Here is a 26393-nt window from a genome sequence, read left to right as displayed (position 1 = left end):
CTACTCGCGCTCCGTCATGACCGGATCCGACGATACACCCGCCGCCCCGACCGAGGACGCGGCGCCCGACGACGCTCAGGCGAACGCCGAGGAGAACCGACGCCGCCCCGGCGAGCGCCTCGCCAAGGCGATCGCGCGCGCAGGACTAGGTTCGCGCCGCGAGGCCGAGGCCTGGATCGAACAGGGCCGCGTCGCCGTCAACGGCGAAACCATCGCGAGCCCCAACCACAATGTCGAGCCGGGCGACCGGGTCGAGGTCGACGGCCGTCCGCTGCCCGAGCGCGAACGGACGCGGCTCTGGCTCTATCACAAGCCGCGCGGCTACGTGACGACGACGCATGATCCGGAAGGGCGCGAGACCGTGTTCTCGATCCTGCCCGAGAGCATGCCGCGCGTGATGACGGTCGGCCGGCTCGACATCAACACCGAAGGCCTGCTGCTGCTGACCAACGACGGCGGCCTCGCGCGCGTCCTCGAGCTGCCGGACACCGGCTGGCTGCGCCGATACCGCGTGCGCGCCTTCGGCAAGACCGACGCGAACGCGCTCGGAAAGCTGAAGGAGGGCGTCGAGATTGACGGCTTCGCCTACGGCGCGATCGACGCCGAGATCGAGCGGCAGCAGAAGGACAACGTCTGGCTGCGTTTCGGCCTGCGCGAGGGCAAGAACCGCGAGGTCAAGCGCGTCGCCGAGCATCTTGGCCTTGCGGTCAACCGGCTGATCCGCATCTCCTTCGGTCCCTTCCAGCTCGGCGAGCTGCCCGAAGGCGCCGTCGAGGAGGTGCGCACCCGCACGCTGATCGACCAGCTCGGCAAGCGGCTCACCGAAGAGGCGGGCTGCGACTTCGACGCGCCCGTCTTCGGCTCCGGCGAGGACGCGCCGCGCAAGACCGGCGGCCGCGGCAGCGCGGGCCGTTCCCAGGAAGACGCGCAGCCCGAGCGCCGGCGCGTGATGGATCCCTCGCAGCGCGTCGGCCGCCGCGCCTCGATCGCGCGGCCGCGCGACATGGCCGCGCCGACGTCGGCGGGGGATGCGCAAGCGCCCGAGACCCGGACCAAGCGCGCGGCCCCGGTGGCCGATCGCCGCGGCAGGCAGGTCAAGGTCGAGCGGGTCACGCGGACCGATCCCGAGGCGGCGCCGAAGCGGTTCCGCAAGAAGGACGCCGGCGCGGCCGAGCGTTTCGGAGCCGCCGGTCGCCCGCCGCGGCCGGAGCGCGAAGAGCGTAAGGGGCCGGGCAAGGCCGGCGGCAAGGGATTTGCGCGCGGCGCCGGCGACCGTCCCGGACGTGGGTTCGGCGGCGCCGACGGCGCTCAAGCGCGCCCGCCGCGCGGCCGCGACGCAGGCGAGCGCTTCAGCCGGGGCGACGGCGACAGGCCGCGCCGCGCGCCGGAGGGCGAGCGCCCGCGGCGCGACGCGTTCGAGCGGCGTCCGCGCGAAGACGCCGCGGAGCGTCCCGCCCGCGCGCCCTCGGACCGTCCGCGCGTCTCGACGCCGCGCTGGCGCGACGACTCTTCGGGAGAGGCCGCGCGCGAGCGCCCGTCCGGGCCGCGTCCGCCGCGCGGAGACCGTCCGCAGCGAGAAGACCGCCCGCAGCGCGGGCGGCCCGAGGGCGATCGCCCTCGCGGCCAGCGCCCGCAGGGCGACAGGCCTTCGCGTCCGCAGGGCGACCGGCCTCCGCGCGACGGCGACAGGCCCCAAGGCGATCGCAAGTTCGGCGACCGTAAATTCGGCGACCGTCCGCCGCGCGCCGAAGGCGATCGTCCGGGGCGACCGCCCGCCGCGTCCGCGGCCCGAGGGCGACAGGCCCCGCGGCCCGCGCCCGCAGGGCGACCGGGCTGCGCGTCCGCAGGGCGACCGGCCTCCGCGCGACGGCGACAAGCCCCGCGGCGAGCGGGCGTTCGGCGATCGCCCCCCGCGCGGCGATCGTCCGGCGCGGAGCGGCGAGGGCCGACCGCCGCGAGGCGACGCCCGTCCCCCGAGGCGCGACGGCCGTCCGGGCGGAGGATCTGGCGGGCCCGGCGGCGGACGTCCGTCCGGCGGCCCGCGCGGCCCGAAGCCGGGCGGCGGAAGCGGCGGCCCGAGGGGGCCGCGGCCGGCGGCGGGGCCCCGAAGGGCGGCGGAAAGGGACGGCCGGGCGGTGCGGATCGTCGGCGGTAAGTTCAAGGGCCGCGCGCTGAAGGGCCCGGCCCCGGACTCGCGCGCCATCCGCCCGACCAGCGACCGGCTGCGCGAGGCCGTGTTCAACGTGCTCGCCCACGCCTATGGCGACCCGTGCGAGGGCGCGCGGACGCTTGACCTGTTCGCCGGCACCGGCGCGCTCGGGCTCGAAGCGATGTCGCGCGGCGCGAAGATCTGCGTGTTCGTGGACGAGGGCGCGGAGGCGCGCGCGTGCCTGCGCGCCAATGTCGAGACGCTCGGCCTCGGCGGCCAGACCAAGATCTTTCGGCGCGACGCCACCAAGCTGGGGCCCGCGATCGCCCAGGGGCCGTTCGATCTCGTGTTCTGCGACCCGCCCTACGGCAAGGCGCTCGGCGAACAGGCGCTCGCTTCGGCGCGCGAGGGCGGCTGGCTCGCCCAGGGCGCGCTCGTCGTGTGGGAAGAAGCGAGCGAGGCCGAAACGACGATTCCCGCCGGCCTCGATCTCATCGAACGACGCGTTTACGCCGATACGGCGATGAGCTTCCTCAAGGCCGCCTGACGGCTTCTGTCAGCGGGTCGGCGCGTCGGGGCGGCCTTGCGCCACCTCGCTCTCCATCACGGCCGAATAGAGCGGCGCGAGCGCGAGCGAGACGGCGGGCGTCACATGGTCGGCGTCGCGATAGAGCGGGACGCCGTCGCGCACGACGTCGCATTTCTTGGCGTCGCAGAAGTAGGAGTCCGGCTCGATCACGTCCGCGCCTCGGCGGGCCGCCGCCTCGCGGATGATCTTCGACGCCAGCCCATCCCGGCGCTCGACGACCTCGGCCGACGGCGAGAGCTCCACCTTGCGCCCCGCCATCATGGCTTTTGCGAGCGCGTAGGGCACGATGTAGCCGGCTTCCGGCACGCCGAGCACCACGACGGGCCGCACCCCCACGCTCCGCAGTTTGGCCAGCGTCTCGTCCATCGCTGCGGCGAACTTGGCGGCTTCGCCCGGCACGGGAGGCGCGACCTTCTTGGGGTCGAAGAACATGCCCTCGTCCCCGAACCCGTTTCCGAGCGCCGCGCGCGGCCAGCGCGCCACCATGAACACCAGCGGGATCTTCTCCTTGGCGAGGAGATCGAAGACCGCGTCGTTGACCTCGTGGCAGCGCTGGTTGGTGTCGTCGGGCGGTGAGCGTGCGGAAGTCCTCGAGCGGCGGGCAGGAGCCTGCGCCGACGAACAGGCCTTTCAGGCCCGCCTCGTCGCCGGCCTTGAAGATGCCAGGCGCAAGCGCCGCCGCGTGGCTGTCGCCCCATACGAGGAAGCGCGGTCGGCCTTCCTCGGGCGGCGCGCCGAGCGAGCAGAGGCGGCCGGCGCGAATGTCGTCGGGCGTCGGGCCGGTGCGGCCCCGGGTGTCGACGAAGCAGTGGTCGTGGCTGCGGTCCGGCGGGATCATGCCGTAGACCGCGCGCACCTCCGGAGAGAGGCGCTCCGGCAGGCCCTCGCTGTGCGCGAAGACGCCGCCGACCGCGCAGCAAAGCGCGGTGACGGCGGCGGCCGCCGCGACGAGCTGCGGCCGTGTGACGGGTTTCGCGCGGTCGCTCGTCTCGGCCCGCGGCGGATGCGCGGCCTTGGCCCTAAACGGCTGCTCGACGAAGTGCCAGGAGATCCAGGCGAGCACGAGCGAGACGGCGATGACGAGCCAGGCTTCCGTGGCGTCGAGCCGGGCGTCCTGCCGGTATTCGACGAGCACGATCAGCGGCCAGTGCACGAGATAGAGCGAGTAGGAGATCTTGCCGACGAGGACGAGGGGGCGGGCGGCGAGGAGGGCGCCGCCGCCATGCCCTCGCGCGCGCCGTTGATCGCGAGCGCCGCGCCGAGCGTCGGCGCCAGCGCCGCAAGGCCCGGGAACAGGGTCTTGTCGTCGTAGAGGAGAACCGCGCCGGCGATCAGCCCGAGGCCAAGAAACGCAAAGGCCGAGCCTTCGAGCGCGCGCGCCGGACGCAGCGCGATGAGCGCGCCGATCAGCAGCTCCCAGAAGCGGTAGGGCGCGAGGTAGAACACGTCGTCGGGATCGACCGGCAGATGCCAGATCGAGGCGGCGAACGAGGCGGCGGCGAGCACGGCGAGGACGGGAACGACGGCGCGGCGCGCGAAGCGCCAGAGACCCGCCACAAGCAGCGGAAAAATAAGGTAAAACTGTTTCGATGCCGAGCGACCAGGTGTGCAGCAGGGGCTTGGCCTGCGCGGCGGCGTCAAAATAGCCCGCCTGCCCCCAGAACAGCATGTTGGAGACCATGAGCGCCGCGGCGATCGCGCTCTTTCCCATGGCCTCGAGGTCGATCGGCAGCAGGATGGCGGCCGAGGCGGCGGCGGTGGCGAGGATCGTCACGCCGAGCGCCGGCGCGATCCGCCGGATCCGCCGCTCGTAGAACGACCAGAGGCCGAAGCTTCCGGCCGCTAGGTCGGCCGCGATCGTCTTGGTGATCACATAGCCGGAGATGACGAAGAAGACGTCGACGCCCACGAAGCCGCCGGGCACGAGACCGGCGGCGTGATAGAGCAGGACCGACAACACCGCGACGGCGCGAAGACCGTCGATTTCAGGCCGATAAAGCAAGGCGGTCCTTCACGCTGCGCATTCGCTCGCCGCCCGGGGAGGGCCGGTCGGCGCTCTTCATTGGCCCTTAGATAACGGCGAAATTGGCGCAGGTCTTCAGTCGATCGCCGCAAGCCGGGAATGCGCGTCGCTCAGCGCGGATACCAGAGCTCGATCCGGCCTCGCGGCGCCTGATAGCGCGCCGAGGCGCGCAGCACCGTCGCGCCGTCGAGCCCCTGGCGCGCCGCGATCGCGGCGACGCGGTCGGCGAGGGGGCGGTCGGCGTCGTCGAAGTAGCGCACTTCGGGGCGCGCCGGCGCGCCGCCGCCCACCAGTTCGATGCCGGGCGAGGGGATCCCGGCCGCCTTGAGCGCCCTCCACATCTCGTCGGCGGCGAAGCGGGCGTCCATGTCGGGCGCCTGGATGTAGACCGAGGCCGCGGAGATCGCGGCGGGAGGAATCGAGCCGGTGACGATCTCCTCGTCGATCGCGCTGCGCTGGGGATGGGGGGTGGGCGCGCCGAAGGGCGACTTCACGAGCCCGACCGCATAGGCGCCCGACAGGCCGACGACCAGCATCGCGGCGAAGGCCAGGAAGGCGAGCCAACGCAGGATTCTCAGGACGATCGCGCCGAACAGCACGATCGCGAGCGCCCCCACCACATAGGCGGCCGGCGATCCAGAAAAGAAAGCGTCGAGGCCGTCGCCGTTCACCGCCGTATGCACTCCGCGAACACGCAGTCGATGCGGGATCGCGCTGGGCCCGATCCGTCGTCTGCGATGGTTAGCGGCCGAGTGGTTGACATTTCGTCGCCACGGCGGCGGTGCGGCGGTAGGTCGATCACCATCGAGGGACGCGGCGTCAGCGCCGGCCGAAGAGCTTCTCGAGGTCGGCGGTCGAGAGCCGCACGAAGGTCGGGCGGCCGTGATTGCAGGTCGAGGCGGCGGGCTCGGCCTCGATTTGGCGCAAGAGCGCGTTCATCTCCTCGGGCTTGAGCCTGCGTCCGGCCCGCACCGAGCCGTGGCAGGCGACGGTCGCGAGAATGAGGTCGAGCCTACGCGCGAAGGGCGCGCTTTCGGCCGCGCCTTCGGCGAGCGTCTCGGCGAGGTCGCGGATGAGGGCGGAGGCGTCGCAGGGCCCGAGCGGGGCGGGGGTCGCGCGCACCAGCACCGCGCCCGATCCGAAGGGCTCGACGCCAAGGCCCCATTCGGCGAGCTCGTCGGCGGCCGCGAGCACGCGTTCGGCGTCGGCCGGGTCGAGCTCGACGACGTCGGGCACGAGCAGCTCCTGGCGCGGCACGCCGGACTTTCCGCGCAGGCGCTTCAGCTCCTCATAGGTGAGGCGCTCATGGGCCGCGTGGGCGTCGACCAGAACGACGCCGTCGCGGGTCTCGGCGAGCACGTAAGTGGCGTGGAGATGCGCCTTGGCCGCGCCGAGCGGCCGGTCGAGCGCGTCCAACTCCGCCTCGCGTTCGGGCGCGCGGGCCTGCGGCGCGAGATCGATGAGGTCGGCGGCGAAGGCCGCCTGTGCGGGCGCCGCCAAGCCGCGGGCCGGGACGACGTTCGAGGGCGACCAGCGCGCCGGCGCGGCGTAGGTCGCGGCCGGGCGGTGGGCGCCCGCATGCGGGAAGGGCGCGCGGGCCGCGAAGCGCGCGATCTCGGCGCCGCCGGCGGCGTAGGGCTGCGGCCCCTGTCGGCGAGCTTGGCGCGGACGCTCGACACGATGAGCGCGCGGATCAGGGCGGGGTCGCGGAACCGCACCTCGGCCTTCGCCGGGTGGACGTTGACGTCGACCTCGCCGGGACCGACCCGGATGTCGAGGGCCGCCACCGGATGGCGGTCGCGCGGCATCACGTCCTGATAGGCGGCCTTGAGCGCGCCCACGAGCAGCCGGTCGCGCACCGGGCGGCCGTTGACCGAGAGATAGATCGCGCCCGCGGTCGCGCGGTGCAGGTGCCCGAGGCCGACATGGCCGGCGATCGACGCGCGTTCGCGAGCCGCCTCGATCTCGGTCACCGCGCCCGCGGTCTCGGCGCCCAGAACCTGCGCCAGCCGCTCGGCGCGTCCCGTCGCGTCGTCGGAGACGGCCGGGAAGCGGAGCGTGCGCTCCTCGACCACGAGGGTGAAGTCGACCCGCGGGTTCGCGAGCGCGAGCCGGCGCACGACCTCGCCGGCGGCCTGCGCCTCCGCGCGGTCGGACTTCAGGAACTTTGCGCGCGCAGGCGTCGCGAAGAAAAGATCCCGCACCTCGATGCGCGTTCCCTTCGGAAGCGCCGCGGGCTCGACCGGCGACTTCGCGCCGCCCGAGACCGCGATGCGCCAGCCGTGGCCGGCCTCAGCCGTGCGGGTCTCGATCGCAAGCCGCGCGATCGCGCCGATCGAGGGCAGGGCCTCGCCGCGAAACCCCATGGTGGCGACGCCGACGAGATCCTCGTCGGAGGAGATCTTGGAGGTCGCGAAGCGTTCGACGGCGAGCGCGAGATCCTCGGGGCCCATGCCCGAGCCGTCGTCGACCACGCGGATGAGCCGCGCGCCGCCGCCCTCGAGCACGATCTCGATGCGGGCCGCGCCGGCGTCCAAAGCGTTTTCGGCGAGCTCCTTCACCACCGAGGCCGGGCGCTCCACCACCTCGCCGGCGGCGATCCGGTTCGCGACGACGTCTGAGAGCAGGCGGACGGGCATGGGGCGGCGACGATGGATGGATCGGGCGCAGAGCCTAGCACGGGCGGAGCCCGCGACTTCGGCGCTCGGGCGCTTCTCCCCAGCTTGGATGGCGCCCCGCCTGTTGCCGAAGGGGCGTGCGCGGCCTAGTTGCGCCCTTTCAGCAAGCGGCGACGAACGGCCGCAAGGGGAGTGCACGCCCATGGCGCAGGAACGCTTCGCCGCCCGGCAATGCGTGGTGGTGATGGGGCCCTCGGGCGTCGGCAAGACCACCGTGGCCGAGATGATCGCCGAGGCGCTCGGCTGGCGCTTCGCCGAGGCCGACGAGTTCCACCCCAAGGCCAACATCGACAAGATGGCGGCCGGCATCGCGCTCGACGACGAGGACCGCTGGCCGTGGCTCAGGCTCATCCGAGACTGGATGGGCGAGCAGGCGGGCGCCGGCGGCGACACCGTCATCACCTGCTCGGCGCTCAAGCGCCGCTACCGCGACCTGCTGCGAGAGGCGCCGACCCGCGTGCGCTTCCTCGAGCTGACGGCGACCAAGGAGCTGATCATGACGCGGCTCCCGAAGCGCAAGGGGCACTACATGCCGGTCTCGCTGCTCGACAGCCAGTTCGAGGCGCTCGAGGAGCTCGACGCCGACGAGGACGGCGTGAAGGTCGACGTCGGGGCCGATCCCGAGACCATCGTGCGCAACGCCCTTGCGGCGCTGGAGCTCGACGCGCCCGCCGCGTCGCCCAAGACGACCTCGCCTGAGACGACTTCGCCCAAGGCCGCCGCGGCCCGCTAGCCGCTCCGCTCGACCAAGATCTCCGCATCAAGGAGGCTTTAAGATGCCGCCACAGGCCGCCGCCGTCCCCGCGCTCTCCGCCGGCCCGCTGCTGCTGATCGCAGCAGCCGCGATCGTCGCGCTGCTCGTGCTGATCATGAGGTTCAGGATGCACGCGTTCCTCGCGCTCATCCTGGTCAGCCTCATCACCGCCTTCGCGGCCGGCATCGCGCCCGAGAACGTGGTCAAGGTGCTGATCAAGGGCTTCGGCGAGACGCTCGGCACCGTCGCGCTGCTGGTCGGCCTCGGGGCGATGCTCGGACGGCTGGTCGAGGTCTCGGGCGGCGCGCAGTCGCTCGCCGACGACCTCATCAAGCTCTTCGGGGAGAAACGCGCGCCGCTCGCGCTCGGGATCGCGTCGCTGATTTTCGGCTTCCCGATCTTCTTCGACGCCGGCCTCGTGGTGATGCTGCCGATCATCTTCTCGGTCGCCAAGCGCCTCGGCGGCGGGCTGCTGCGCTACGGCATTCCGGCGGCCGGCGCGTTTCGGTCATGCACGTCTTCGTGCCGCCGCATCCCGGCCCCGTGGCCGCGACCGAGCTGCTGAAGTCCGACATCGGCCTCGTCACGATCCTCGGCCTGCTGATCGCGATCCCGACCTGGTACGTGACGAGCTATCTGTTCGGCCTGTGGATCGGCAAGCGCATCGACGTGAAGGTGCCGACATCCTGTCGGGCGGACCGCAGGCCGGTCCCGTCGAAAACCCACCGAAGTCCTCCACCGTCATCCTGCTGCTGCTGCTGCCGCTCGTGATCATCTTCGTGAACACGGGCCTCGACTTCCTCGCGGCCGCCGGAACGCTCGACCGCAAGGCCCACTGGTTCCAGATCGCGCGCGGCCTCGGCTCGACGCCGATCGCGCTGCTGGTCGCGGTGCTGGTCGGCACCTACGTGCTCGGCGTCCGGCGCGGCAAGGACTCGCCGAACTCGAAAAGCTGGTCGACGGCGCGCTCGGGCCGATCTGCGCCATCACGCTGATCACCGGCGCCGGCGGCATGTTCGGCGGCGTGCTGCGCGAGAGCGGCATCGGCGCCGCGCTCTCCCAGACGCTGAACGACCTGGGCATGCACGTCTTCGTCGCCGGCTTCGTGATCGCGGCGGCGCTTCGGATCGCGCAGGGCTCAGCGACGGTGGCGCTCATCACCGCGGCGGGCCTCGTGCAGCCGGCGGTCGCGGCCGCGGGCTATGAGGGGACCGACCGCGCGGCGATCGTGCTCGCGCTCGCCGCGGGCTCGGTGATCGCGAGCCACGTCAACGATTCAGGATTCTGGCTGGTCGGCCGGTTCTACGAGATGGACCTCAAGACCACGCTCAAGACCTGGACGGTGCTCGAGACCCTCATCAGCCTGATGGGCTTCGCCATGGCGGCGCTGATCTTCGTGGTCTTCTAGCCGCCGGCCGATAGGCCGGGCCGACGCAGGCGAGCGCGATCGCGGCGCTCCCGATAAAACACGGATCCAAACTGGATTTTTCTTGACCCGGCGCAGCCGCGCCGGGAGGGTGCGGTTTGGCTTGGGCCTCGGAGATCGTAATGCGCGTGCTCGTACTGGCGGGAGCCTTCATCCTCGCGGCCGGACCGGTCGCGGCCGAGGCTCAGGCGCCGTCTCGGGCCGAGGCGCCCCTCGTCCTGGCGCAGAGCGCGAAGAAGTCCGCCAAGCGTCCGCCCGCCGCCGACGCGGTGTGGGACGTGCGCTCGTCATGCCTCTATGGCGAGGTCGAGACCAAGAAGGTCTCGGACAAGGACCGGCTCAAAGCCTGCGACCAGCTTGCGAAGTTCGAGAACGAGGCGCAGGAGGTCGGGCACTGCTGGAACCAGAACTTCGCAGAATACAAACGCTGCGAGTAAGGTTCCGGCCGCAAGGTCCGACCTGCGCCGGCCTGAGCGTCAGGCGGCCGCCGCGTCCCGCGTGTTCGCGCCTTCGAGCCCCGTCGGCTTGCCGACGGCGACCACCAGCAGGTCGCCGTCGCCGAACAGCGACTTCGCGGCCGCCTTCACCTGCTCGTCCGTCACCGCCTCCACCAGCGCGTTGCGCTTGGTGATGTAGTCGATCCCGAGATGATCGAGCTGCAGCTGCACGAGCTGGTTGGCGATCTTGGTCGAGGTGTCGAACCGGAGCGCATAGGAGCCGATCAGGAACTTCTTGGCGCTCTCGAGCTCTTTCGCCGTGGGCCCTTCCTCGGCGATGCGTCGGATCTCGTCCTGGATCAGCGCGATCGACTGGCCGGCGCGGTCGTTGCGGGTCGCGACGCCGCCGAGCAGCATGCCGGAATGGTCGTAGGGCGAGAGATAGCTGTAGACCGAATAGGCCAGGCCGCGCTTCTCGCGCACCTCGGTGAAGAGGCGCGAGGAGAACGAGCCGCCGCCGAGGATGTGGTTCACCACATAGGCCGGGATGAAGTCGTCGGCGTCGCGCAAGGGGCCGGGGCGGCCGAAGATGATCGAACTCTGCGGCACGTCGAGCGTCACGATCTCGATGCGCCCGGCGCCCGCCGGCGCGACGGTCTCGACGGTCTCGAGGCCGGCCGTCGCGGGCAGGTCGGCGAGCAGCGCGTCGACGAGGCCCGAGAGCCGTTCCGCCGAGACAGCTCCGACCGCGCCGATGACGACGTTGTCGCGCGCGATGACGCGGCGGTGGATCGCCAGCAGGTCCTCGCGGGTCGAGGCCTTGAGGCTCTCGAGCGTCCCGCGCGGCGGACGGCCGTAGGGATGGCCCGGAAACGCCTCCTTGAAGAAGGTGCGGCCCGCGAGGTCGTCCGGATCGAGCTCGTTGCGGCGGATCTGGGCGGAGAGCTGCCCGCGCATGCGCTCGACCGCGTCCTCGTCGAAACGCGGGGTCGTCAGCGCGAGGCCGAGCAGCCGGAACGCCTCGTCGATGTTTTCGGGCAGCGTCCTGAGGCTCGCCGAGACGGTGTCGCGGTTGGAGGAGAACGACAGCTCGATCGCGAGCTCCTCCAGGCGTTCCTGGAAGGCGTCCGCCGTCATGTCGCCCGCGCCCTCGTCGAGCAGGGCCGTCATCAGGTTGACGAGGCCGGGCCGGTCCTGCGGGTCCTGCGCCGAGCCGCCGCGGAACGCGATCTCGACCGCGATGACCGGCACGGCGGTCTCCTCCACGAGCCACGCCTCGGCCCCGTTCGGCGTCTCGACGCGCTGGATGTCGGTGGTGCGTGCGGCGGTGATCATGGAGCGCGTGAGCCTTGGAATGTCATAAGGCCGCCCGTCGCCGAGGGCGGCGTGGAACCGGGACCGTCGTCCCGGGTCAGGCCTGGGATGACGGCGCCGCATCGGGCGCGTCGGCCCGTCCTTAGCCGATCCGGCGGCCCGATCCTAAGCGGGCGCGAACAGCAGCTCGCCCGTCACCGAGCGGCGGCGGTCGAGCGTCTCGCGGGCGGCGTCGCGCACCGCCTCGGCCGTGACGGCGCGGATGCGGTCGGGCCAGGCGGCCACGTCCTCGATCGTGCCGCCGGTGGCGAGCGACGAGCCGTAGATGCGGGCAAGCGTCGCCTGGCTGTCCTGGGCGTAGATGGTGTCGGCCACGAGCCGCGTCTTGGCGCGCTGGAGCTCGCCTGCGTCCGGCCCTTCGGCCGCGATGCGGGCGATCTCCTGGTCGATCGCGACCTCGAGCTCGGCGAGGCTCGCCTCGCCGCGCGGCACGGCGTAGACCGCGAACCGCCCGTCGTCGAGCGCGTCGCCCTGGTACCAGCAGCCGGCGTTGGCCGCGATCGCCTTCTCCACCACCAGCGCCTTGTAAAGCCGGCTCGTCGTGCCGCCGCCCAGAATCTGCGAGAGCAGGTCGAGCGCGTATGGGCGGTCGCCCTCGCCGGTCTCGTAGGACGGCGCGAGATAGCTGCGCTGGACGGAGGGCTGGGTCACGCGCGGGTCCGACAGCGACACGCGGCGGGCGGCGCGCGGCTCGGGCTCGCGCGGGCGCTGACGCCGGCCGGGATCGGCGCGGCGCGCGACCTTGCCGTAGGTCTCCTGCGCGGCCTCGCGGACCTCGTCGCCGGAGCCCGCCACCACCAGGATCGCGTTGTTGGGCGTGTAGAACCGGTCGTAGAAGGCGATCGCGTCGTGGCGGTCGAGCTTCTCGATCTCGTGCTCCCAGCCGATGATCGGCGTGCCGTAGGGATGGTTCATGTAGAGCGAGGCCGCCACCGCCTCGCCGAGCTGGCTCGACGGGTCGCCGTCGACGCGTGAGCGGCGCTCCTCCAGAACGACGTCGCGCTCGGGGTCCACCACGTCGTCGGTGAGCACGAGGCCGGTCATGCGGTCGGCCTCGAAAGCCATCGGTCTTCAGGTGCTCGCGGGCGACGCGCTGGAAATACGAGGTGTAGTCGTAGGACGTGAAGGCGTTCTCCTGCCCCCCGAGCTCGGCCACCTGGTGGCTGAACTCGCCGGCAGGATGCTTCTCGGTGCCCTTGAACATCAGGTGCTCGAGGAAGTGCGCGATTCCGGAGACGCCGGGCGTCTCGTCGGCCGAGCCCGCCTTGTACCAGATCATGTGGGTGACGACCGGCGCGCGGCGGTCCGGGATGACGACGACCTGAAGCCCGTTGTCGAGCGTGAAGGTGGAGACGTCCGGTCCGCCGCTGCGGGCGGCGTCGGCCTGCGGGGCCGCGGGGCTGAGGCCGGGACGGGCTTCGGCGGACGTGGCTGTCGCCATGGGGTGCGGAAATCCTCGATGAAGCGCCGGGCGAAAGGGGCCCGAAACGAAGACGGGCGCGCCGTTTCGGGCGCGCCCGCTGGGTCGGTTGTAAGCGTAAGATGGCGCCTCGCGAGGCTGCGCGCGAGTCCCGTGCGGATTAAGACGCGGTAAGGCGCGTCACTTGCCGCCGAACAGGCCGCCGAGCCAGGACTTCTTCTCCGGCTGCGGAGCCGCCGTGACGCCGTTGCCCTGCATGTACTGCTGGGGCGGATCGGTAAGGCGGCGCGCGCCGGCCGGCTGCGCGACCTCCGCGACCGGCCTGCCCGAGAGCTCGTCCGGCGAGGCGCGCATGATCTGGTTGTCGGACGCGGTCGCGGTCGCGCCGCGCGGCACGCTCGCGCCCTGGACGCGACGGGCGCCGAGCTCGTCCGGGTCCATCCGCGGCGAGCGGTCCATGCGGTACGAATAGCTCTCGGTCGGCACGACCTCGTTGCGGGCGCGGCGCTCCTTGCGGGCCTGCACGTCGGGATCGTTCGGCCACAGCGTGGCGTCGCGGTTGGCGCCCTTGGCCTGCGGCGAGGGCAGCGCGCCGGTGTTCGACGGCGGCACCAGCGGCGCGCGCTCCTGATAGTCGATGTCCGGCTTTTCCTTGTCGCCCATGCCGAGCCCGTCGAAGAACTCGGTGATGGGGTTCGAGCCGATGTCCTGCTGGGCGAAAGCAGGGCCCGCATAGCTCGCCGCGCCGACCGTAATGGCCGCGCCCGCGACGAGCGCCGTGATCTGGCGCATGAGTCTCAAGCTCCTCGGTCGCGGCCCGGATGACGCGAGCGCTATCCGGATGCCTCCGTGGCGCTCCCAGAGCCGCGGAGCGCACCATACAAGCAGGCCCCCGCAACGATGGCTGCGTCGGCGAGGTTGAACACGTACCAGGTGACGTCGCCCAGTGCAGCGCGCATAATCGACGACGGCGCCGTAAAGAATCCGGTCGAGTCCGTTGCCCACCGCGCCGCCGAGGATGAGCGCGAGGCCGATCGAGGAGGCGGTCTGCTTCGCGCGCTATCCAGATCGTGATGGCGATCGAGGCGACGACATGGACGACGACCAGCGCCCAGCGGCCGAAGTCGCTGTCCTGCTGGAGGAGCCCGTAGGAGATGCCGCGGTTCCAAATCAGCACGAGGTCGAACACGGGCAGCACCGGCACGCGCCCCTGCGAGGCGAGGTCGAACACGAACAGCGCCCAGACCTTGATGGCCTGATCGACCACGAAGATCGCGGCGGCGAGGAGGAGCGACGTGCGGGCGGGCGGCGCGAGGGTCATCTTCCATCCCTCACCCTCTCCCACAAGGGGAGAGGGGAGCGGACGTCGCGCCTGAAACCTCACGTCGCCTCTCCGCGCGCCGCGAGCCATTCGCGCATGGCCTTTGCGTCACGCGGGGTGATGTCGGGGAACTGCGGATCCGCGCCGACTTCCGGCGTCACCCGCCAGGAGCGGGCGCATTTCTGACCCTCCGCGCGCGCCGGAACCACGGCGACGCCCGCGACGTCGGGCAGGCGGAAGGCGTCCTCCGGGGGCTCGTCGGGCGAGACCGAGATCGCGCTCGTGATCGCGACCTCCGCGAGGTCGACGCCCTGAAGCGTCGCGCGGAGCTCCGGGTCGCTCACATGGACGACCGGCGCGGCCTCGAGCGAGGAGCCGATGCGCTTGGCGGCCCGCTCGACTTCGAGCGCCCCGGTGACGACGCGGCGAACGCGGCGGACCTTCTCCCACTTCTCGCCCAGCGCCTCGTCGAGCCACGCGCCCTCGGCGAGCGCGAAGGGCTCGAGATGGACCGAGCCGTCCTCCGACGGGAAGCGCGACAGCCAGGTCTCCTCGGCCGTGAAGGCGAGCAGCGGGGCGAGACGCGTCACGAGCGTGCGGAACAGCCGGTCGACGACGGTGAGGCAGGCCCGCCGCGTGACCGAGGACGCCGGGTCGCAATAGAGCGCGTCCTTGCGGACGTCGAAGTAGAAGGCCGAGAGGTCGTTGGTCAGGAAGGTGAACAGCGAGGCGAAGCCGCGCTTGAAGTCGAAGACCTCGTAGGCGCGGCCGATCTCGGCGTCGACCTGCGCCAGTCGGTGCAGCATGTAGCGCTCGAGCTCGGGCATGTCGTCGTAGTCGACCGCCTGGCCGTCGAAATGCGCGAGCGCGCCGAGCATCCAGCGCAGCGTGTTGCGGAGCTTGCGGTAGGCGTCGGTGGCAGTCTTCAGGATCTCCTGGCCGATGCGCAGGTCGTCCTCATAGTCCGACGTCACGACCCAGAGCCGCAGGATGTCGGCGCCCGACTGCTTGATGATGTCCTGCGGCGCGACGACGTTGCCGAGCGACTTCGACATCTTCCGCCCCTGCTCGTCGAGCACGAAGCCGTGGGTCAGGATCGCGTCGTAGGGCGCGCGGCCGCGGGTGCCGCAGCTTTCGAGCAGCGAGGAGTGGAACCAGCCGCGATGCTGGTCGGAGCCCTCGAGATAGAGCACCTGGTCTTCGCCTCCGTCGACGACGCGCTTCGGCGAGAGGTCCGGCCGGCGGTCGAGCACATAGGCGTGGGTCGAGCCGGAATCGAACCAGACGTCGAGGATGTCGGCGACCTTCTCGTAAGTCTCGAGCGAGAAGTCGTCGCCGAGGAAGCGGCGGCCGTCGTCGGCGAACCAAGCGTCGGCGCCGTCGGCCTCGAATGCCTCGGCGATGCGGGCGTCGACGCGGTCGTCGGCGAGCAGTTCGCCGGTCTGCTTGTGGAAGAACACGCAGATCGGCACGCCCCAGGCGCGCTGGCGCGACACCACCCAGTCGGGCCGGCCCTCGATCATGCCCCGGATGCGGTTGCGCCCTTGCGCCGGGAAGAACGTCGTGTCGTCGATCGCCTTCAGCGCGCGGTTGCGCAGCGTGTCCGCGGGGCCGGCGATGTCGTGGTCCATGTGGATGAACCACTGCGGCGTGTTACGGAAGATCACCGGCTTCTTGGACCGCCACGAATGCGGGTACTGGTGGCGCAGCTTTCCGCGCGCCACCAGACGGCCGGCCGCGACCAGCGCCTCGATGACCGCGCCGTTGGCGTCGCCCTTCTCGCCTTTGTCCGTGATCACCACCCGGCCCTCGAAGCCCGGCGCGTCCTTGGTGTAGCGGCCGTCGGCGTCGACCGTGTATGGGATGCGGCTCGAGATCCCGCGGGCGTCAAGCGCGGCCTTGTGGTCCATCCAGAGGTCGAAGTCTTCGCGGCCGTGGCTCGGCGCGGTGTGGACGAAGCCCGTGCCGGCGTCGTCGGTGACGTGGTCGCCGGGGAGCAGGGGCACGGGGAAGTCGTAGCCGAGATGGGCGAGGGGGTGGGCCGCCGTCAGCCCCTCGAGCTCGGCGGCCGCGACTGACTGAACCTTCGTGAAGCCCGTGACCTTGGCGGCCTTGAACACGCCCTCGGCGAGCGCGTCGGCGAGCAGGTACTTCGCGCCGACCTTGGCCCAGTTGTCTTCCGGAGCCTCGGTGACCTCGTAGAGCCCATAAGAAATCTTCGGCGAATAGGCGACGGCGCGGTTGCCCGGCAGCGTCCAGGGGGTGGTGGTCCAGATCACGACCGAGGCGCCGCCGAGCGCTGCGATCGGGAACGCCACGAACACCGTGTCGCTCAGGAACTCGGCGTATTCGATCTCGGCCTCGGCGAGCGCGGTCTTCTCGACCACCGACCACATCACCGGCTTCGACCCGCGATAGAGCTGGCCCGAGCGCGCGAACGCCATGATCTCGCGGGCGATCTGCGCCTCGGCCGAGAACTTCATCGTGGTGTAGGGATCGGCCCAGTCGCCCGTCACGCCGAGCCGCTGGAACTCATCCGACTGCACCGAGATCCAGTTGGCGGCGTAGTCGCGGCACTCCTTGCGGAACTCGTTGACCGGCACCTCGTCCTTGTTGAGGCCCTTGGCGCGGTAGCCCTCCTCGACCTTCCACTCGATCGGCAGGCCGTGGCAGTCCCAGCCGGGCACGTAGTTGCTGTCGAATCCCGCCATCTGGCGCGAGCGGACGACGACGTCCTTCAGCACCTTGTTGAGCGCGTGGCCGATGTGGAGATGGCCGTTGGCGTAGGGCGGCCCGTCGTGAAGGACGTATTTCTTGCGCCCCGCCGAACTCGACCGCAGTTTTTCATAAAGCCCGATCTTCGCCCAGCGCTCGAGAAACTCGGGTTCGCGCTGGGGCAGCCCCGCGCGCATCGGAAAATCCGTCTGCGGCAGGAACAGGGTCTCGGAGTAATCGCGGGTCGTGGTCGCGTCGGCGGGCATTTCGGGCGTCCGGTTTTTCACGGGCGCCGGTGTAGCAGGGCGGGGCGTGCATGCAAGGGCGGGACTTGAAGCGCGACGCCGGCCGCCCCCCCGCCCGCTGAGCGGGAGAGGGTAAGGGTGAGGGCCCTTTTCAAGAGGGCGCCGCCGTCTCCCCTCATCCTCTCCTTCTCCCGCAAGCGGGAGAAGGAGCCCCAAACGCCCCTACTTCGCGAACGCCTCCACCGCGGCGAGATCCACCAGGTCGAGGATCGCGCGCTTGTCGGCTTCCGCGCCCGAGCCCGTGACCGTCACGTAGCTCTTGCCCAGCACCATCTGGATCTCGTTTTCGCCGGTCAGCACCGCGACGCGGCCCTTCTGGCGGAACACCTTGCCCATGCCGCCGAGCAGCTGGACGTTCGAAAACAGCGGCGCGAGCGAGGCGAGCAGCGGGGAGTTGGCCGTGTATTGCACTGTCACGTCGGTCTCGCCCTTGGCGTAGGCGCGCTTCACGATCAGCCCGCCGCCGATGAAGCTGCCGATCCCGCCGTTCGTGTCGACCGCCTCCGCGGTCCAGCCCGCGGGCGGCTCGGGAAGGAGCCTCGCAAGGCCGTCCGCCTGCTTCTGGGCGACGAGCTGGGCCGCGAGATCAAGCGACTCCTTGGTCTTCGAGAGGTCGCCGCCCTCATAGGCGGTCTTGGCTTCCAGAATCGCGTCGGACACGTCGTCCGCGAGGGCCGGCGCGGAGACGAGCGCGGCCGCAAGGGCCGCCGCGTGGACGATGCTGCGCATGACAATGCCTTTCCCCGAAGATCGGCCTGCATGATGCGCCGCTTTCGTCGCATCCGCATCACAGTGGCGGGCGGGGGCGCAAAGGTTCAGACGATCGCGCTCGGCGCGAGCGGATCCTGCGGGCCTCGCAGCGCGGCCTTCGCGTCCTCGCAGTCTCGGCTCATCTGCGCGACGAGCGCCTCGACGCTCTCGAACTTCGCCTCCGCGCGCAGATAGGCCGCGAGCTCGACCCGCAGGCGCTTGCCGTAGAGATCGCCGGAAAAATCGAACAGGTAGATCTCGAACACCGGCGCGCCGTCGTCGAACTGCGGGCGGCGGCCATAGCTCGCGACGCCCTCTCGGACCTCGCCGTCGACGAGCGCGCGGACGGCGTAGATCCCGAAGGCCAGACGCGTCTCCGGCGCTAGCCGGATGTTGGCGGTCGGAAAGCCGAGCTCGCGCCCGCGCTTGTCGCCGTGGGCGACGTCGCCCTCGAAGGTCCAGAGCCGTCCGAGCAGGCGCCCCGCGGGAAGCGGCTGGCCGTCGGCCAGAAGATCGCGGATCGCGCTCGAGGACACCGGCGTCTGCCCGCCATAGGGCGGCGCGACCTCGACATAGAGCCCGTGGCGCGGCCCGGCCTCGGCGAGGAAGGCGGGCGAGCCACGCGGCCGCGGCCGAAATGGAAGTCCCAGCCGACCACGACCGTGTGCGCGCCCAGCCGGTCGACCAGAACGTCGGCCACGAAGGCCTCGGCCTCCATCGCGGCGAGGTCTGCGTCGAAGGTCAGCGTCACGGTCGCGTCGCAGCCGGCGCGGGCGAGCAGGCGCGCCTTCTCGTCCGGTCGGTCAGGCGGAAGAGCGGCTGGTCGGGGCGGAAGAACGTGCGCGGATGCGGCTCGAAGGTCAGCGCGACGACCGGCCGGCCGGCGGGCCGGGCGACCTCGCAGGCCTGCCGCACGACCGACTGGTGGCCGCGATGGACGCCGTCGAAATTGCCGACGATCACGTGGCCGTCGCGGAGCTCCGGCGGAAGGGTCGCAGGATCGACGAGAAGGCGGGAAGGCATCAGGGGATCGGCCATCGGCGCGGAAAGGACGTGCTGCGCCGCGAGGTGGCCCGCCGGCGGGCCGGCCGTCAAGTGCGGCCTGTTCGGGCCGCGTTTCAGGCGAGTTCGGCCTCGATCTCGTCGCGGGTCGGCACCATGATCTGGGCCTCGCCGTCGAGCACCGTCTTCTCGCCCACCATGCAGGTGCAGAAGAAGGTCGCGCGCTGGCGGCTCGGGTCGAGCGCGGTGATCTCGACCTGCGCCACGACCTCGTCGCCGATGAACACCGGCGCGCGGAACTTCAGCGTCTGCGAAAGATAGATCGCGCCGGGCCCCGGCAGCTTGGTGCCGAACACGGCCGAGATCAGGCTCGCGGTGAACAGGCCATGGGCGATGCGCCCGCCGAAGCGGGTGTTGGCCGCATAGGCCTCCGACAGATGCACCGGATTGGTGTCGCCCGAGAGCGCCGCGAACTTGCGGACGGTGTCCTCGGTGACGAGCTGGCGGATTTCGGCCTGCTGGCCGACCTCGAGATCCTCGAAGGCGATCTGAGGGCCGTGGCGGTGCGGGTCTTCGTCCGACGTCTGGAGAGCGGCGGTCATGGAACTCTGGGATCGTTCAGGGAATGGCGCGCCGGCACTCTGCTGCGCGCTTCGCTGCGGCGCAACGCGCCTTTTGTCGGACGGATGAAGGGAAACGAAATCTCAATCGCCGCGCGAGAAAGTGGCCCCATGGACCGCCGGCGACGTCGCGCGGTCGCTTCGCAACGGACCTGCCGGAGCCTCGCTGATGGCGCTCGACCACAACATGCCCGTCCTGATCGTGGACGACTACAACACGATGCTGCGCATCATCCGCAATCTGCTGAAGCAGATCGGTTTCCAGGATATCGACGAGGCCACCGACGGCTCGGCCGCGCTCGCCAAGATGCGCGACAAGAAATACGGGCTCGTCATTTCCGACTGGAACATGGAGCCGATGACGGGCATCGAGCTCCTCAAGGAAGTGCGCGCCGACGACAACCTCAACCGGACGCCCTTCATCATGGTCACGGCCGAGGCCAAGACCGAGAACGTGATTCTCGCCAAGAAGGCGGCGTGAACAATTACATCGTGAAGCCCTTCAACGCGCAGACGCTGCAGTCGAAGATCGAAGCGGTGTTCGGCTGATGGCCTCGGCGGCGCGCAAGGACGCTCTTGAGCAGCCCTTCGAACGGGTGCGGGACTATGTCGGCGCGAAGGCCGGCGGCGAAGCCACGTTCGGCGACGTCGTCGCGCTCGCCGAGATCACCGCGGAGTCGATGCAGGCCTTCTTCGCGACGATCGACCGGTCGATCTATCGCGAGCTCCGGGAGATCTCGGACTACATCCTCAACATGCGGACCGAGATCGCGCATCTGCGCGCGGGCGAGCTCCGGTCCGACCGCCTGCCGAAGGCCGGCGAGGATCTCGGCGCCATCGTGCTCGCGACCGAGGAGGCCACCAACTCCATCATGGAGGCGGCCGAGGCCATGATGGCCGCGACGTCTGAGGACGAGGCGACCATGCGCGCGGTCGTCAACGACAAGGTCATGGCGATCTTCGAGGCCTGCTCGTTTCAGGACCTCACGGGCCAGCGCATCGCGCGGGTGATCGCGACGCTCGAGCACATCGAGGAGCGCATCGGCCGCTTCGCCTCGGCGGTGCGGACCGACGCCGAACCGTCCGGCGTCGAGACCGCGCAAGAAAAGCGCGCCCGCGAGCTGCTGCTGCACGGGCCGCAGGACAAGGGCGTGGCGATCGACCAGGACGACGTCGACGCTCTGTTCTCCTGAAGGCTCCGTCCGCGTCCCGGCCGGCCTTTGCGCCGGCCGCCCGCCGGGACTATATGCTCCCGGACCGACGCCGCTGGGGCCCGCGACCGAAATGAACCGCTACGAGCGACCGCATCGTCTGGCGAGGCGGAACTCCGCTATCTCGACTCGGATTTCCGCGTCGTGCGCCCGGGCTCGTTCGTGCGCTGCGCGGTGACCGGCCAGCCGATCCCGCTCGAAGAGCTCCGCTACTGGAACGTCGAGCGCCAGGAGGCCTACGCCGGCCCCGAGGCAGCCCTCACCCGCGCGATGGGCAAGGGCTGAGCGGCTGCCGCTTTTCTCCCCTCCGCGAGGGAGGGAGCAGGGCGCTTTTCCCCTAACCCTCAAGGTTTACAGCCACCCTCCCCTGGGACAGGGGAGGGGGAGGGTGAGGGTGGGGTTGGTTTCCGGATCGAGCGCTGACGCTGACGACAGCCTCGCCGGCGCCGGTTAACCTGCCGAATGTCCGTCGAACGCGCCCGAGCGCTGCGAAGATCGCTGACCCCGCAGGAGGCCAAGCTCTGGACGCGGCTCCGCGAGCTTCGGCCGCTCGGCCATCATCCGCGGCGGCAGGATCCGATCGGCGGCTTCGTCGCGGACTTTTCGTTTCGAAGGCGGAGGCTGATCGTCGAGGTCGACGGCGGCCAGCATGGCGGGTCGGCCGACGTGGCGCGTGATGCGGCTCTGGAGCGGCTCGGCTACCGGGTGCTGCGGTTCTGGAACGTCGATGTCGATCGCAACGTCGAGGGCGTGATCGAGACGATCCTCGCAGAACTGGACAGCCGGCCGTTGCGGGAGTGACGGGTGCGGCTGCCTATCGGGAAGCCACCCCACCCGTCACGCCGCGTGCCGCGGCGCGCCACCCTCCCCTCTGCGAGGGAGGGAGAAGGGTGCTCGTCCCCTTGGCTTCAACGTCTGCCGTCACCCTCCCCCGGGGCAGGGGAGGGTGAGGGTGAGGGTGAGGGTGGGATGTGCGTCAGAATAAAGCCAAAACCCTCAGGCCGCCGTCTCCGGCTCCAGCAGGCGGTGCAGATGCACGACGAAATAGCGCATCTGGGCGTTGTCGACGGTCGCCTGCGCCTTCGACTTCCAGGCGGCGCGCGCCGAGGCGTAGTCGGGGAAGATGCCGACGATGTCGAGGCCCGGCACGTCCTTGAACGCGACGCCCTGGACGTTCTCGAGCTCGCCTCCGAAGACGAGGTGCAGGAGCTGCTTGGGGGTCGTCTCGCTCATCGGGTCCTCTCCGGTCAGGCCTGCCAGCCCTGAAGGGCGGCGGCGATCGCTTGCGCGCGGCGCGGGCCGGCGGCGATGAGGCCGCCATGGCGCGTCGAGGCGCGGTTGTAGGTCGGGGCCGCGCCGTCGAGGCCGATCAGCGTCGCGCCGGCCTCCTCGAGGATGACGTGCGCGGCGGCGATGTCCCAGTCATGGGCGTTGGGCCGGGCGACGGCGGCGTCGAGATCTCCGCCCACCACCTGCACCAACCGGTTGGCGAGCGCGTAGTGCCAGCGTCCCTCGTCCGCGCCATGCGGCTTCAAGGGCGTGATCATCGATTTGCTGCCGCCGACCCTCAGCCCCGAAAGCCCTTCTGAATCCTCGGCCCGCACTATGGCGCCGTTCAGACGCGCGCCGCCTCCGCGGATCGCCGCATGGGTCACGTCGACGCAAGCGTTGCGCACGACGCCCGCCACCGGCGCGCCGTCCTCGACGAGGGCGACCGACACCACCCATTCGGGCTTCTTCTCGACGAAGGCCCGCGTGCCGTCGATCGGGTCGACGATCCAGACCCGGCGCGCGCCGAGCCGCTCGCCGTCGTCGGCGGTCTCCTCCGACAGCCAGCCCGAGCCTTCCACGAGCGGGGGCAGGGCCGCGCCGAGAAAGCGGTCGACCGCGATGTCGGCCTCGGTGACGGGGCTGTCGTCAGCCTTGGTCCAGTTGCGCGCTCCGTCCCGGAAAAATCCGAGGGCGATGTCGCCGGCCTCCCGCACGATGGCCTCGATGCGAGGCAGAAGGCGTTCGAGATCGATCGGCGCGTCGGGCGAGGGCAATGGTCGGGCGGTCCTTGAGCGATGCGGAGAGACGGGCGGCCGGCCCCATAAGTGTCGGCAGGAGCGGCGCGACGCAAGCGCGGATGGCCGCCGCGGGCCGGCTGCGACGATGGGCCGTTCATCCCATTCTTACCCTGTTCGGCAAGGTCGTCTTCAGCATGAGAGAAGATGAGGTCGCCAAACCCCTCAGGTCAGGAAGGATTCACCAGTCCTGTTAAGCCGATAGCGCCGGAGCCCCATGCATAGTCGCCCTACAAGCGAAGAGCCCGAAACAAATGGGCCTTCAGGGAGACTGGACAGTGGGACGTCAGACCGAAGCCGGCGCGAAACCGCGCGCCGGAACGGGGTCGGCCGGCCGGCTCGATCCCAAGGCTCTCCCCCTCCGCTTCTCGGCGCCTGACGCCGGGGCGGACGGCGGAGAGCGACGCGTGACGCTGGAAGGCGCGCGCGTCGTCTTGGACAGGACAATCGGGAGTATTTCGATGCGCATCGCGGTTCCGCTTTCGACCTTCTCGGGCGTCGCCATGCGGCTCGCCCCCGGCGAGAAGCCGGAATGCGACCGCGTCGAGGTCGTGCTCGCCCATCGCGATCGGGCGCTCGACGTGCCGCTCGCCGTCGAGCCGCATGACGGCGACGCGATCGCCGAATGGCGCTCCTGGGGCCGCGCGCTCGCGCTGCCGCTGCTGATCGAGGAACTCGACGGGGTGCGGCGCACGCCCTCCGCCCGCCTCGGCGCGCTCGAGATCGGCCGCCCGCGTCCGCGCCGCGGCAAAGGGCTGCTCAAGGGCCGCCGCACCCGCTTCCAGGCCAAGCGCCGGACGGGGAAGCTGACCGCCGAGACGCCGGTCCATCAGGGCGAGCGAAATCATCGCGCGGAACTGAGACTTAGCGCTCATCGGCCGGGCGGGTGTGAGACGGGTCTGCGACAGGCGTGGCGGCGGGCGAGGGCTTTCGCCGCTCAAGAGCCTCGATCAGCCGCAATCCGCCCCATGCGAGCGCCGGCCCTGCGACCACCAGCGCGCTGACGCCGACGATCAGGACGTATTGCGTTGGGTGGTCGGCGTAGCCGTACCAGTCTTTCGGGCCGATTTTCGGTCGGCCCCACACCAGGCCGCTCGTGAGGGCGGTGTAGAGCGTCCAGACGCAATAGAGATAGAGCGCCGCCCCGAGGGTCTGGAAGACGGTCCTCGTCATCTTGGGCGGCTGTCGGGTCATCTGGCCTGCCGCCGCGCGAGCGCGAGAAAGAACAGCGGCGCGGCGCAATAGATCGCCATGACGAAGGCGATCACCAGCGTGGTGGTCTCGGACGTCGCCTGCCAGTGGCCGACGCCGCCGATGCGGTTGCCCGGCATGAAGAACACGCCGTCGCCGATCAGCGTCGAGACGTTGTAGAGAGCCCAAAGGGCCGCGACGGCGGCGATCGCCAGCGCCATGGCGCGCGCGCCGGTCATGGCGTCAGAGCTCCACGAACAGCCACACGCCGAGCGCGACGATCGCCGCGGCCATGATCCAGAGCCGCAACGAGGCCTGGCTGAGCACGAAGCGCTTGTGCTCCGGGGTGACGGGATCCTTCACGGCGGCGACTCGTTCATGGGGCGATCCTAGAACCGAAGGGCGGCGTCCGCCACGAGACCAAGGAAGACGAGCGCGCCGGCCTCGCGGTTCGACTTGAAGAGCTTCAGGCAAAGCGCCGGGTCGTCGATGTCGAGGCGGACGGTCTGCCAGCAAAGATGCGCCGCGAAGGCCGCGACGCCGGCGAACGCCAGCGCGCCGCCGCCCGCGGCATGGGCCGCGAGCGCCAGAAGCGCGACCGCGCCGGCGTAGAAGCCCGCGAGAATCGGCCGGGTCTTCTCCCCGAACAGCAGCGCCGTGGAGCCGACGCCGACCAGCGCGTCGTCCTCCTTGTCCTGATGGGCGTAGATCGTGTCGTAGCCGATGATCCATAGGAACGCCGCGGCGTGCAGCGCGAACGGCGCGGCGGAGAGCTCGTGGAAGGTCGCGGCCCAGCCCATCAGCGCGCCCCAGCCGAAGCAGATGCCGAGCATCGCCTGGGGCCACCAGGTGATGCGCTTCATAAACGGATAGAGCGCGACCGGCAGCACCGAGCAGACGCCGACCAGGATCGCGAAGGCCGGCAGCGCCAGAAGCACCGCGAGCCCGACGGCGAGGAGCGCCGCGAGGAACAGCGCGGCCTGCTTCGCGGTGATCTGTCCCGAGGGCAGGGGGCGCGAGCGGGTGCGCGCGACTTGCGCGTCGATGTCGCGGTCGACGAGGTCGTTGTAGGCGCAGCCCGCGCCCCGCATGGCGATGGAGCCGATCGCGAAGAGGGCCAGATGCCAGAAGTTCGGCCAGCTCGCTCCAGAGGCGACCGCCGCAAGCCCTGCGCTCCACGCGCAGGGCCAGAACAGCAGCCACGCCCCGATCGGCCGGTCGGCGCGCGCGAGACGCAGATAGGGCCGCCAAGCCGCGGGCGCGCGGCGATCGACCCAGTTCGAGGGAAGCGCGTCGGCGACGGCGCCGTGGGCGGGCTGCGTGGTCATGGCGAGGAGATAAGCGACGCGATCCGCCGGCCCCGTCAAGCGGCGCTGCGGCATGTTAGGGGTGCGCGGCGCGTCGCCGTCGCAGGCGATCCCGCCCGTAGCCCTGAACGAGAGGCCGCAGCGTCTTGACCGCACCCCCCGACTTCACCGCCCGGCTGCTGGTCGACGCGGGGCTGCGGCCCGGGATGCGCGTTCTGGACGTCGGCTGCGGCTTCGGCGACGTGACGCTGCTCGCGGCCGCGCTCGTCGGCGAGGCCGGAGCGGCGGTCGGCGTCGATCTCGACGGCGCCGCCCTCGAACGGGCGCGCGGCCGGGACGTCCCGGCTGGCTCCGCCGTTCCGACCTTCGCGCAGGCCGCCATCGCCGATCTACCCGCGACGCTCGACGATTTCGACGCGATCGTGGGGCGGCGGGTCCTCATGTACCAGGCGGACGCCGTCGAGGCCGTCCGCGTTCTCGCCGAGCGTCTGCGGCCGGGCGGGATCATCATTTTTCAGGAGCACGACGCGACGCTTACCCCCGCGAGCCTGACCGCGTTCCCGCTGCACGCCCGCGCGCAAGGCTGGCTGCAGCGCATGATCGAGCGCGAGGGCGCCGATCTCCACATCGGCTTCCATCTGCACGCGATCCTGACGCGCGCCGGGCTCGGCGTGGAGCAGGTGCGCGCCGAGGCGATCGTGCAGACGCCGACCGCGCCCTACGCGCTCGGCGCCATCGTGCGCGCCTGCCTGCCCCGGATCGTGGCCCATGGCGTCGCGAGCGCCGAGGAGGTCGACGTCGACACGCTTCAGGCGCGGCTCGACGCGGAGCGGACGGCGACCGACGCTATCTATGTCGGCGACGTGATGTTCGGCGCTGGGCGAGAAAGCCGGCTGTTTCCGGTTGAGCGCTAGGCATTTTCGGAGCGAGCTGCTTTGGCGTCACGGCGCGGGTCATGCCCGCGGGCAGCGCGGGCATCCACGACTTCGGCGTAGAGCTCCACGATCCCAGAAAGTCGTGGATGCCCGGCAGGCGCCGGGCATGACGCTGGTGGA

21 protein-coding genes and 10 pseudogenes are annotated in these 26393 nt (G+C 71.0%); 12 read left to right on the top strand and 19 right to left on the bottom strand.

The window, feature by feature from the left end:
* Positions 1 to 16: 16 nt before the first annotated feature.
* Entirely contained in the window at positions 17 to 2155 is a 2139-nt protein-coding gene (locus K6K41_RS09605) for a pseudouridine synthase (protein ID WP_261404850.1), read from the top strand.
* Complete coding sequence (gene rsmD, locus K6K41_RS09600) at positions 2136 to 2696, top strand: 16S rRNA (guanine(966)-N(2))-methyltransferase RsmD (protein ID WP_261404849.1); 561 nt, start codon at positions 2136 to 2138, stop codon at positions 2694 to 2696. The genes K6K41_RS09605 and rsmD overlap by 20 nt, the downstream gene beginning before the upstream one ends.
* A 9-nt stretch (positions 2697 to 2705) precedes the next feature.
* Here rsmD and K6K41_RS09595 read toward each other — a convergent pair.
* The 7 genes and pseudogenes from K6K41_RS09595 to mutL all read right to left on the bottom strand — a co-directional run.
* A pseudogene (locus K6K41_RS09595) lies at positions 2706 to 3263 on the bottom strand (SGNH hydrolase domain-containing protein); the annotation flags it as partial.
* 148 nt (positions 3264 to 3411) lie between these two features.
* A pseudogene (locus K6K41_RS30340) lies at positions 3412 to 3576 on the bottom strand (hypothetical protein); the annotation flags it as partial.
* A 299-nt stretch (positions 3577 to 3875) separates the two neighbouring features.
* On the bottom strand, positions 3876 to 4244 hold the full coding sequence (locus K6K41_RS09590) for a hypothetical protein (RefSeq protein WP_261404848.1): 369 nt from the start codon (positions 4242 to 4244) through the stop codon (positions 3876 to 3878).
* Between the two features lie 139 nt (positions 4245 to 4383).
* Positions 4384 to 4698, bottom strand: a pseudogene (locus K6K41_RS30335) (acyltransferase family protein); the annotation flags it as partial.
* Between the two features lie 173 nt (positions 4699 to 4871).
* Positions 4872 to 5432: a hypothetical protein gene (locus K6K41_RS09580; protein WP_261404846.1), complete on the bottom strand. Its 561-nt coding sequence runs from the start codon at positions 5430 to 5432 to the stop codon at positions 4872 to 4874.
* A 148-nt stretch (positions 5433 to 5580) separates the two neighbouring features.
* Positions 5581 to 6120, bottom strand: coding sequence for a DNA mismatch repair MutL family protein (locus tag K6K41_RS09575; protein ID WP_261404845.1), 540 nt, complete (start codon positions 6118 to 6120; stop codon positions 5581 to 5583).
* Complete coding sequence (gene mutL / locus K6K41_RS09570; protein ID WP_261404844.1) at positions 6042 to 7400, bottom strand: DNA mismatch repair endonuclease MutL; 1359 nt, start codon at positions 7398 to 7400, stop codon at positions 6042 to 6044. The genes K6K41_RS09575 and mutL overlap by 79 nt, the downstream gene beginning before the upstream one ends.
* 181 nt (positions 7401 to 7581) lie before the next feature.
* Here mutL and K6K41_RS09565 point away from each other — a divergent pair, with 181 nt between their 5' ends.
* From K6K41_RS09565 to K6K41_RS09540, 4 genes and pseudogenes are all read left to right on the top strand, one after another.
* Positions 7582 to 8172, top strand: coding sequence for a gluconokinase (locus K6K41_RS09565; RefSeq protein ID WP_261404843.1), 591 nt, complete (start codon positions 7582 to 7584; stop codon positions 8170 to 8172).
* Between the two features lie 43 nt (positions 8173 to 8215).
* Positions 8216 to 8964 (top strand): annotated as a pseudogene (locus tag K6K41_RS09560) (GntP family permease).
* Positions 8961 to 9601, top strand: a pseudogene (locus K6K41_RS09545) (GntP family permease). The pseudogenes K6K41_RS09560 and K6K41_RS09545 overlap by 4 nt, the downstream one beginning before the upstream one ends.
* Before the next feature lie 140 nt (positions 9602 to 9741).
* Positions 9742 to 10056, top strand: a complete 315-nt coding sequence (locus tag K6K41_RS09540) for a hypothetical protein (RefSeq protein WP_261404839.1) — start codon at positions 9742 to 9744, stop codon at positions 10054 to 10056.
* Between the two features lie 39 nt (positions 10057 to 10095).
* Here the strand turns inward: K6K41_RS09540 and K6K41_RS09535 are convergent, their stop codons facing one another.
* The 8 genes and pseudogenes from K6K41_RS09535 to K6K41_RS09500 all read right to left on the bottom strand — a co-directional run bounded on the left by K6K41_RS09535 (position 10096) and on the right by K6K41_RS09500 (position 19545).
* The gene (locus K6K41_RS09535) at positions 10096 to 11391 is read right to left on the bottom strand and encodes a M16 family metallopeptidase (protein ID WP_261404838.1); all 1296 of its coding nucleotides are present in this window, start codon (positions 11389 to 11391) and stop codon (positions 10096 to 10098) included.
* Between the two features lie 144 nt (positions 11392 to 11535).
* Positions 11536 to 12871: pseudogene (locus K6K41_RS09530) on the bottom strand (M16 family metallopeptidase).
* A gap of 159 nt (positions 12872 to 13030) precedes the next feature.
* Positions 13031 to 13642, bottom strand: a complete 612-nt coding sequence (locus tag K6K41_RS09525; protein ID WP_261404837.1) for a hypothetical protein — start codon at positions 13640 to 13642, stop codon at positions 13031 to 13033.
* A gap of 216 nt (positions 13643 to 13858) precedes the next feature.
* A pseudogene (locus tag K6K41_RS30330) lies at positions 13859 to 14171 on the bottom strand (signal peptidase II); the annotation flags it as partial.
* A gap of 59 nt (positions 14172 to 14230) precedes the next feature.
* A complete protein-coding gene (gene ileS / locus K6K41_RS09515; protein ID WP_261404836.1) occupies positions 14231 to 17152 on the bottom strand; it encodes an isoleucine--tRNA ligase in 2922 nt (973 codons plus the stop codon).
* A gap of 201 nt (positions 17153 to 17353) precedes the next feature.
* On the bottom strand, positions 17354 to 17920 hold the full coding sequence (locus K6K41_RS09510; protein ID WP_261404835.1) for a hypothetical protein: 567 nt from the start codon (positions 17918 to 17920) through the stop codon (positions 17354 to 17356).
* Positions 17921 to 18006: 86 nt separating this feature from the next.
* Positions 18007 to 18979: pseudogene (locus K6K41_RS09505) on the bottom strand (bifunctional riboflavin kinase/FAD synthetase).
* An 80-nt stretch (positions 18980 to 19059) separates the two neighbouring features.
* Complete coding sequence (locus K6K41_RS09500; RefSeq protein WP_261404834.1) at positions 19060 to 19545, bottom strand: MaoC family dehydratase; 486 nt, start codon at positions 19543 to 19545, stop codon at positions 19060 to 19062.
* 187 nt (positions 19546 to 19732) lie between these two features.
* On the opposite strand from K6K41_RS09500, the pseudogene K6K41_RS09495 reads away from it, so the two are divergent.
* The 4 genes and pseudogenes from K6K41_RS09495 (at position 19733) to K6K41_RS09480 (ending at position 21575) form a co-directional block, all read left to right on the top strand.
* A pseudogene (locus K6K41_RS09495) lies at positions 19733 to 20112 on the top strand (response regulator).
* The gene (locus tag K6K41_RS09490; protein ID WP_261404833.1) at positions 20112 to 20756 is read left to right on the top strand and encodes a protein phosphatase CheZ; all 645 of its coding nucleotides are present in this window, start codon (positions 20112 to 20114) and stop codon (positions 20754 to 20756) included. The pseudogene K6K41_RS09495 and the gene K6K41_RS09490 overlap by 1 nt, the downstream one beginning before the upstream one ends.
* 91 nt (positions 20757 to 20847) lie before the next feature.
* Positions 20848 to 21059, top strand: a pseudogene (locus K6K41_RS09485) (DUF2093 domain-containing protein).
* A gap of 177 nt (positions 21060 to 21236) precedes the next feature.
* Positions 21237 to 21575 carry an endonuclease domain-containing protein gene (locus tag K6K41_RS09480; RefSeq protein WP_261404832.1) on the top strand — a complete coding sequence of 113 codons (339 nt, stop codon included), beginning with the start codon at positions 21237 to 21239 and terminating at the stop codon, positions 21573 to 21575.
* 195 nt (positions 21576 to 21770) lie between these two features.
* Here K6K41_RS09480 and K6K41_RS09475 read toward each other — a convergent pair whose 3' ends face one another.
* Both K6K41_RS09475 and K6K41_RS09470 read right to left on the bottom strand, forming a co-directional pair.
* Positions 21771 to 22007: a DUF4170 domain-containing protein gene (locus tag K6K41_RS09475; RefSeq protein WP_261404831.1), complete on the bottom strand. Its 237-nt coding sequence runs from the start codon at positions 22005 to 22007 to the stop codon at positions 21771 to 21773.
* 14 nt (positions 22008 to 22021) lie between these two features.
* A complete protein-coding gene (locus K6K41_RS09470) occupies positions 22022 to 22819 on the bottom strand; it encodes a 3'(2'),5'-bisphosphate nucleotidase CysQ (RefSeq protein WP_261404830.1) in 798 nt (265 codons plus the stop codon).
* A 275-nt stretch (positions 22820 to 23094) separates the two neighbouring features.
* Between K6K41_RS09470 and K6K41_RS09465 the strand changes: the two genes are divergently transcribed.
* Positions 23095 to 23844 carry a DUF6101 family protein gene (locus K6K41_RS09465; RefSeq protein WP_261404829.1) on the top strand — a complete coding sequence of 250 codons (750 nt, stop codon included), beginning with the start codon at positions 23095 to 23097 and terminating at the stop codon, positions 23842 to 23844.
* 186 nt (positions 23845 to 24030) lie between these two features.
* On the opposite strand, the gene K6K41_RS09460 is transcribed toward K6K41_RS09465, so the two are convergent.
* Together K6K41_RS09460 and ubiA are read right to left on the bottom strand one after the other, a co-directional pair.
* Positions 24031 to 24270 carry a hypothetical protein gene (locus K6K41_RS09460; protein WP_261404828.1) on the bottom strand — a complete coding sequence of 80 codons (240 nt, stop codon included), beginning with the start codon at positions 24268 to 24270 and terminating at the stop codon, positions 24031 to 24033.
* Positions 24271 to 24420: 150 nt separating this feature from the next.
* Complete coding sequence (ubiA, locus tag K6K41_RS09455) at positions 24421 to 25359, bottom strand: 4-hydroxybenzoate octaprenyltransferase (RefSeq protein ID WP_261404827.1); 939 nt, start codon at positions 25357 to 25359, stop codon at positions 24421 to 24423.
* Positions 25360 to 25484: 125 nt separating this feature from the next.
* Here ubiA and K6K41_RS09450 point away from each other — a divergent pair, with 125 nt between their 5' ends.
* Positions 25485 to 26252 carry a methyltransferase domain-containing protein gene (locus tag K6K41_RS09450; RefSeq protein ID WP_261404826.1) on the top strand — a complete coding sequence of 256 codons (768 nt, stop codon included), beginning with the start codon at positions 25485 to 25487 and terminating at the stop codon, positions 26250 to 26252.
* The last annotated feature ends 141 nt before the right edge of the window (positions 26253 to 26393 follow it).

Source organism: Chenggangzhangella methanolivorans, from assembly GCF_019797865.1.
Taxonomy (GTDB): Bacteria; Pseudomonadota; Alphaproteobacteria; order Rhizobiales; family Methylopilaceae; genus Methylopila; species Methylopila methanolivorans.
This window is presented reverse-complemented; position numbering and strand designations above follow the sequence as displayed.

Coding starts and splice junctions, on each gene's coding strand:
- K6K41_RS09605 (WP_261404850.1), top strand. CDS start 17: ATGACCGGATCCGACGATACACCCGCCGCCCCGACCGAGGACGCGGCG.
- mutL (WP_261404844.1), bottom strand. CDS start 7,400: ATGCCCGTCCGCCTGCTCTCAGACGTCGTCGCGAACCGGATCGCCGCC.
- K6K41_RS09565 (WP_261404843.1), top strand. CDS start 7,582: ATGGCGCAGGAACGCTTCGCCGCCCGGCAATGCGTGGTGGTGATGGGG.
- K6K41_RS09540 (WP_261404839.1), top strand. CDS start 9,742: ATGCGCGTGCTCGTACTGGCGGGAGCCTTCATCCTCGCGGCCGGACCG.
- K6K41_RS09535 (WP_261404838.1), bottom strand. CDS start 11,391: ATGATCACCGCCGCACGCACCACCGACATCCAGCGCGTCGAGACGCCG.
- K6K41_RS09525 (WP_261404837.1), bottom strand. CDS start 13,642: ATGCGCCAGATCACGGCGCTCGTCGCGGGCGCGGCCATTACGGTCGGC.
- ileS (WP_261404836.1), bottom strand. CDS start 17,152: ATGCCCGCCGACGCGACCACGACCCGCGATTACTCCGAGACCCTGTTC.
- K6K41_RS09510 (WP_261404835.1), bottom strand. CDS start 17,920: ATGCGCAGCATCGTCCACGCGGCGGCCCTTGCGGCCGCGCTCGTCTCC.
- K6K41_RS09500 (WP_261404834.1), bottom strand. CDS start 19,545: ATGACCGCCGCTCTCCAGACGTCGGACGAAGACCCGCACCGCCACGGC.
- K6K41_RS09490 (WP_261404833.1), top strand. CDS start 20,112: ATGGCCTCGGCGGCGCGCAAGGACGCTCTTGAGCAGCCCTTCGAACGG.
- K6K41_RS09480 (WP_261404832.1), top strand. CDS start 21,237: ATGTCCGTCGAACGCGCCCGAGCGCTGCGAAGATCGCTGACCCCGCAG.
- K6K41_RS09475 (WP_261404831.1), bottom strand. CDS start 22,007: ATGAGCGAGACGACCCCCAAGCAGCTCCTGCACCTCGTCTTCGGAGGC.
- K6K41_RS09465 (WP_261404829.1), top strand. CDS start 23,095: ATGGGCCTTCAGGGAGACTGGACAGTGGGACGTCAGACCGAAGCCGGC.
- K6K41_RS09460 (WP_261404828.1), bottom strand. CDS start 24,270: ATGACCGGCGCGCGCGCCATGGCGCTGGCGATCGCCGCCGTCGCGGCC.
- ubiA (WP_261404827.1), bottom strand. CDS start 25,359: ATGACCACGCAGCCCGCCCACGGCGCCGTCGCCGACGCGCTTCCCTCG.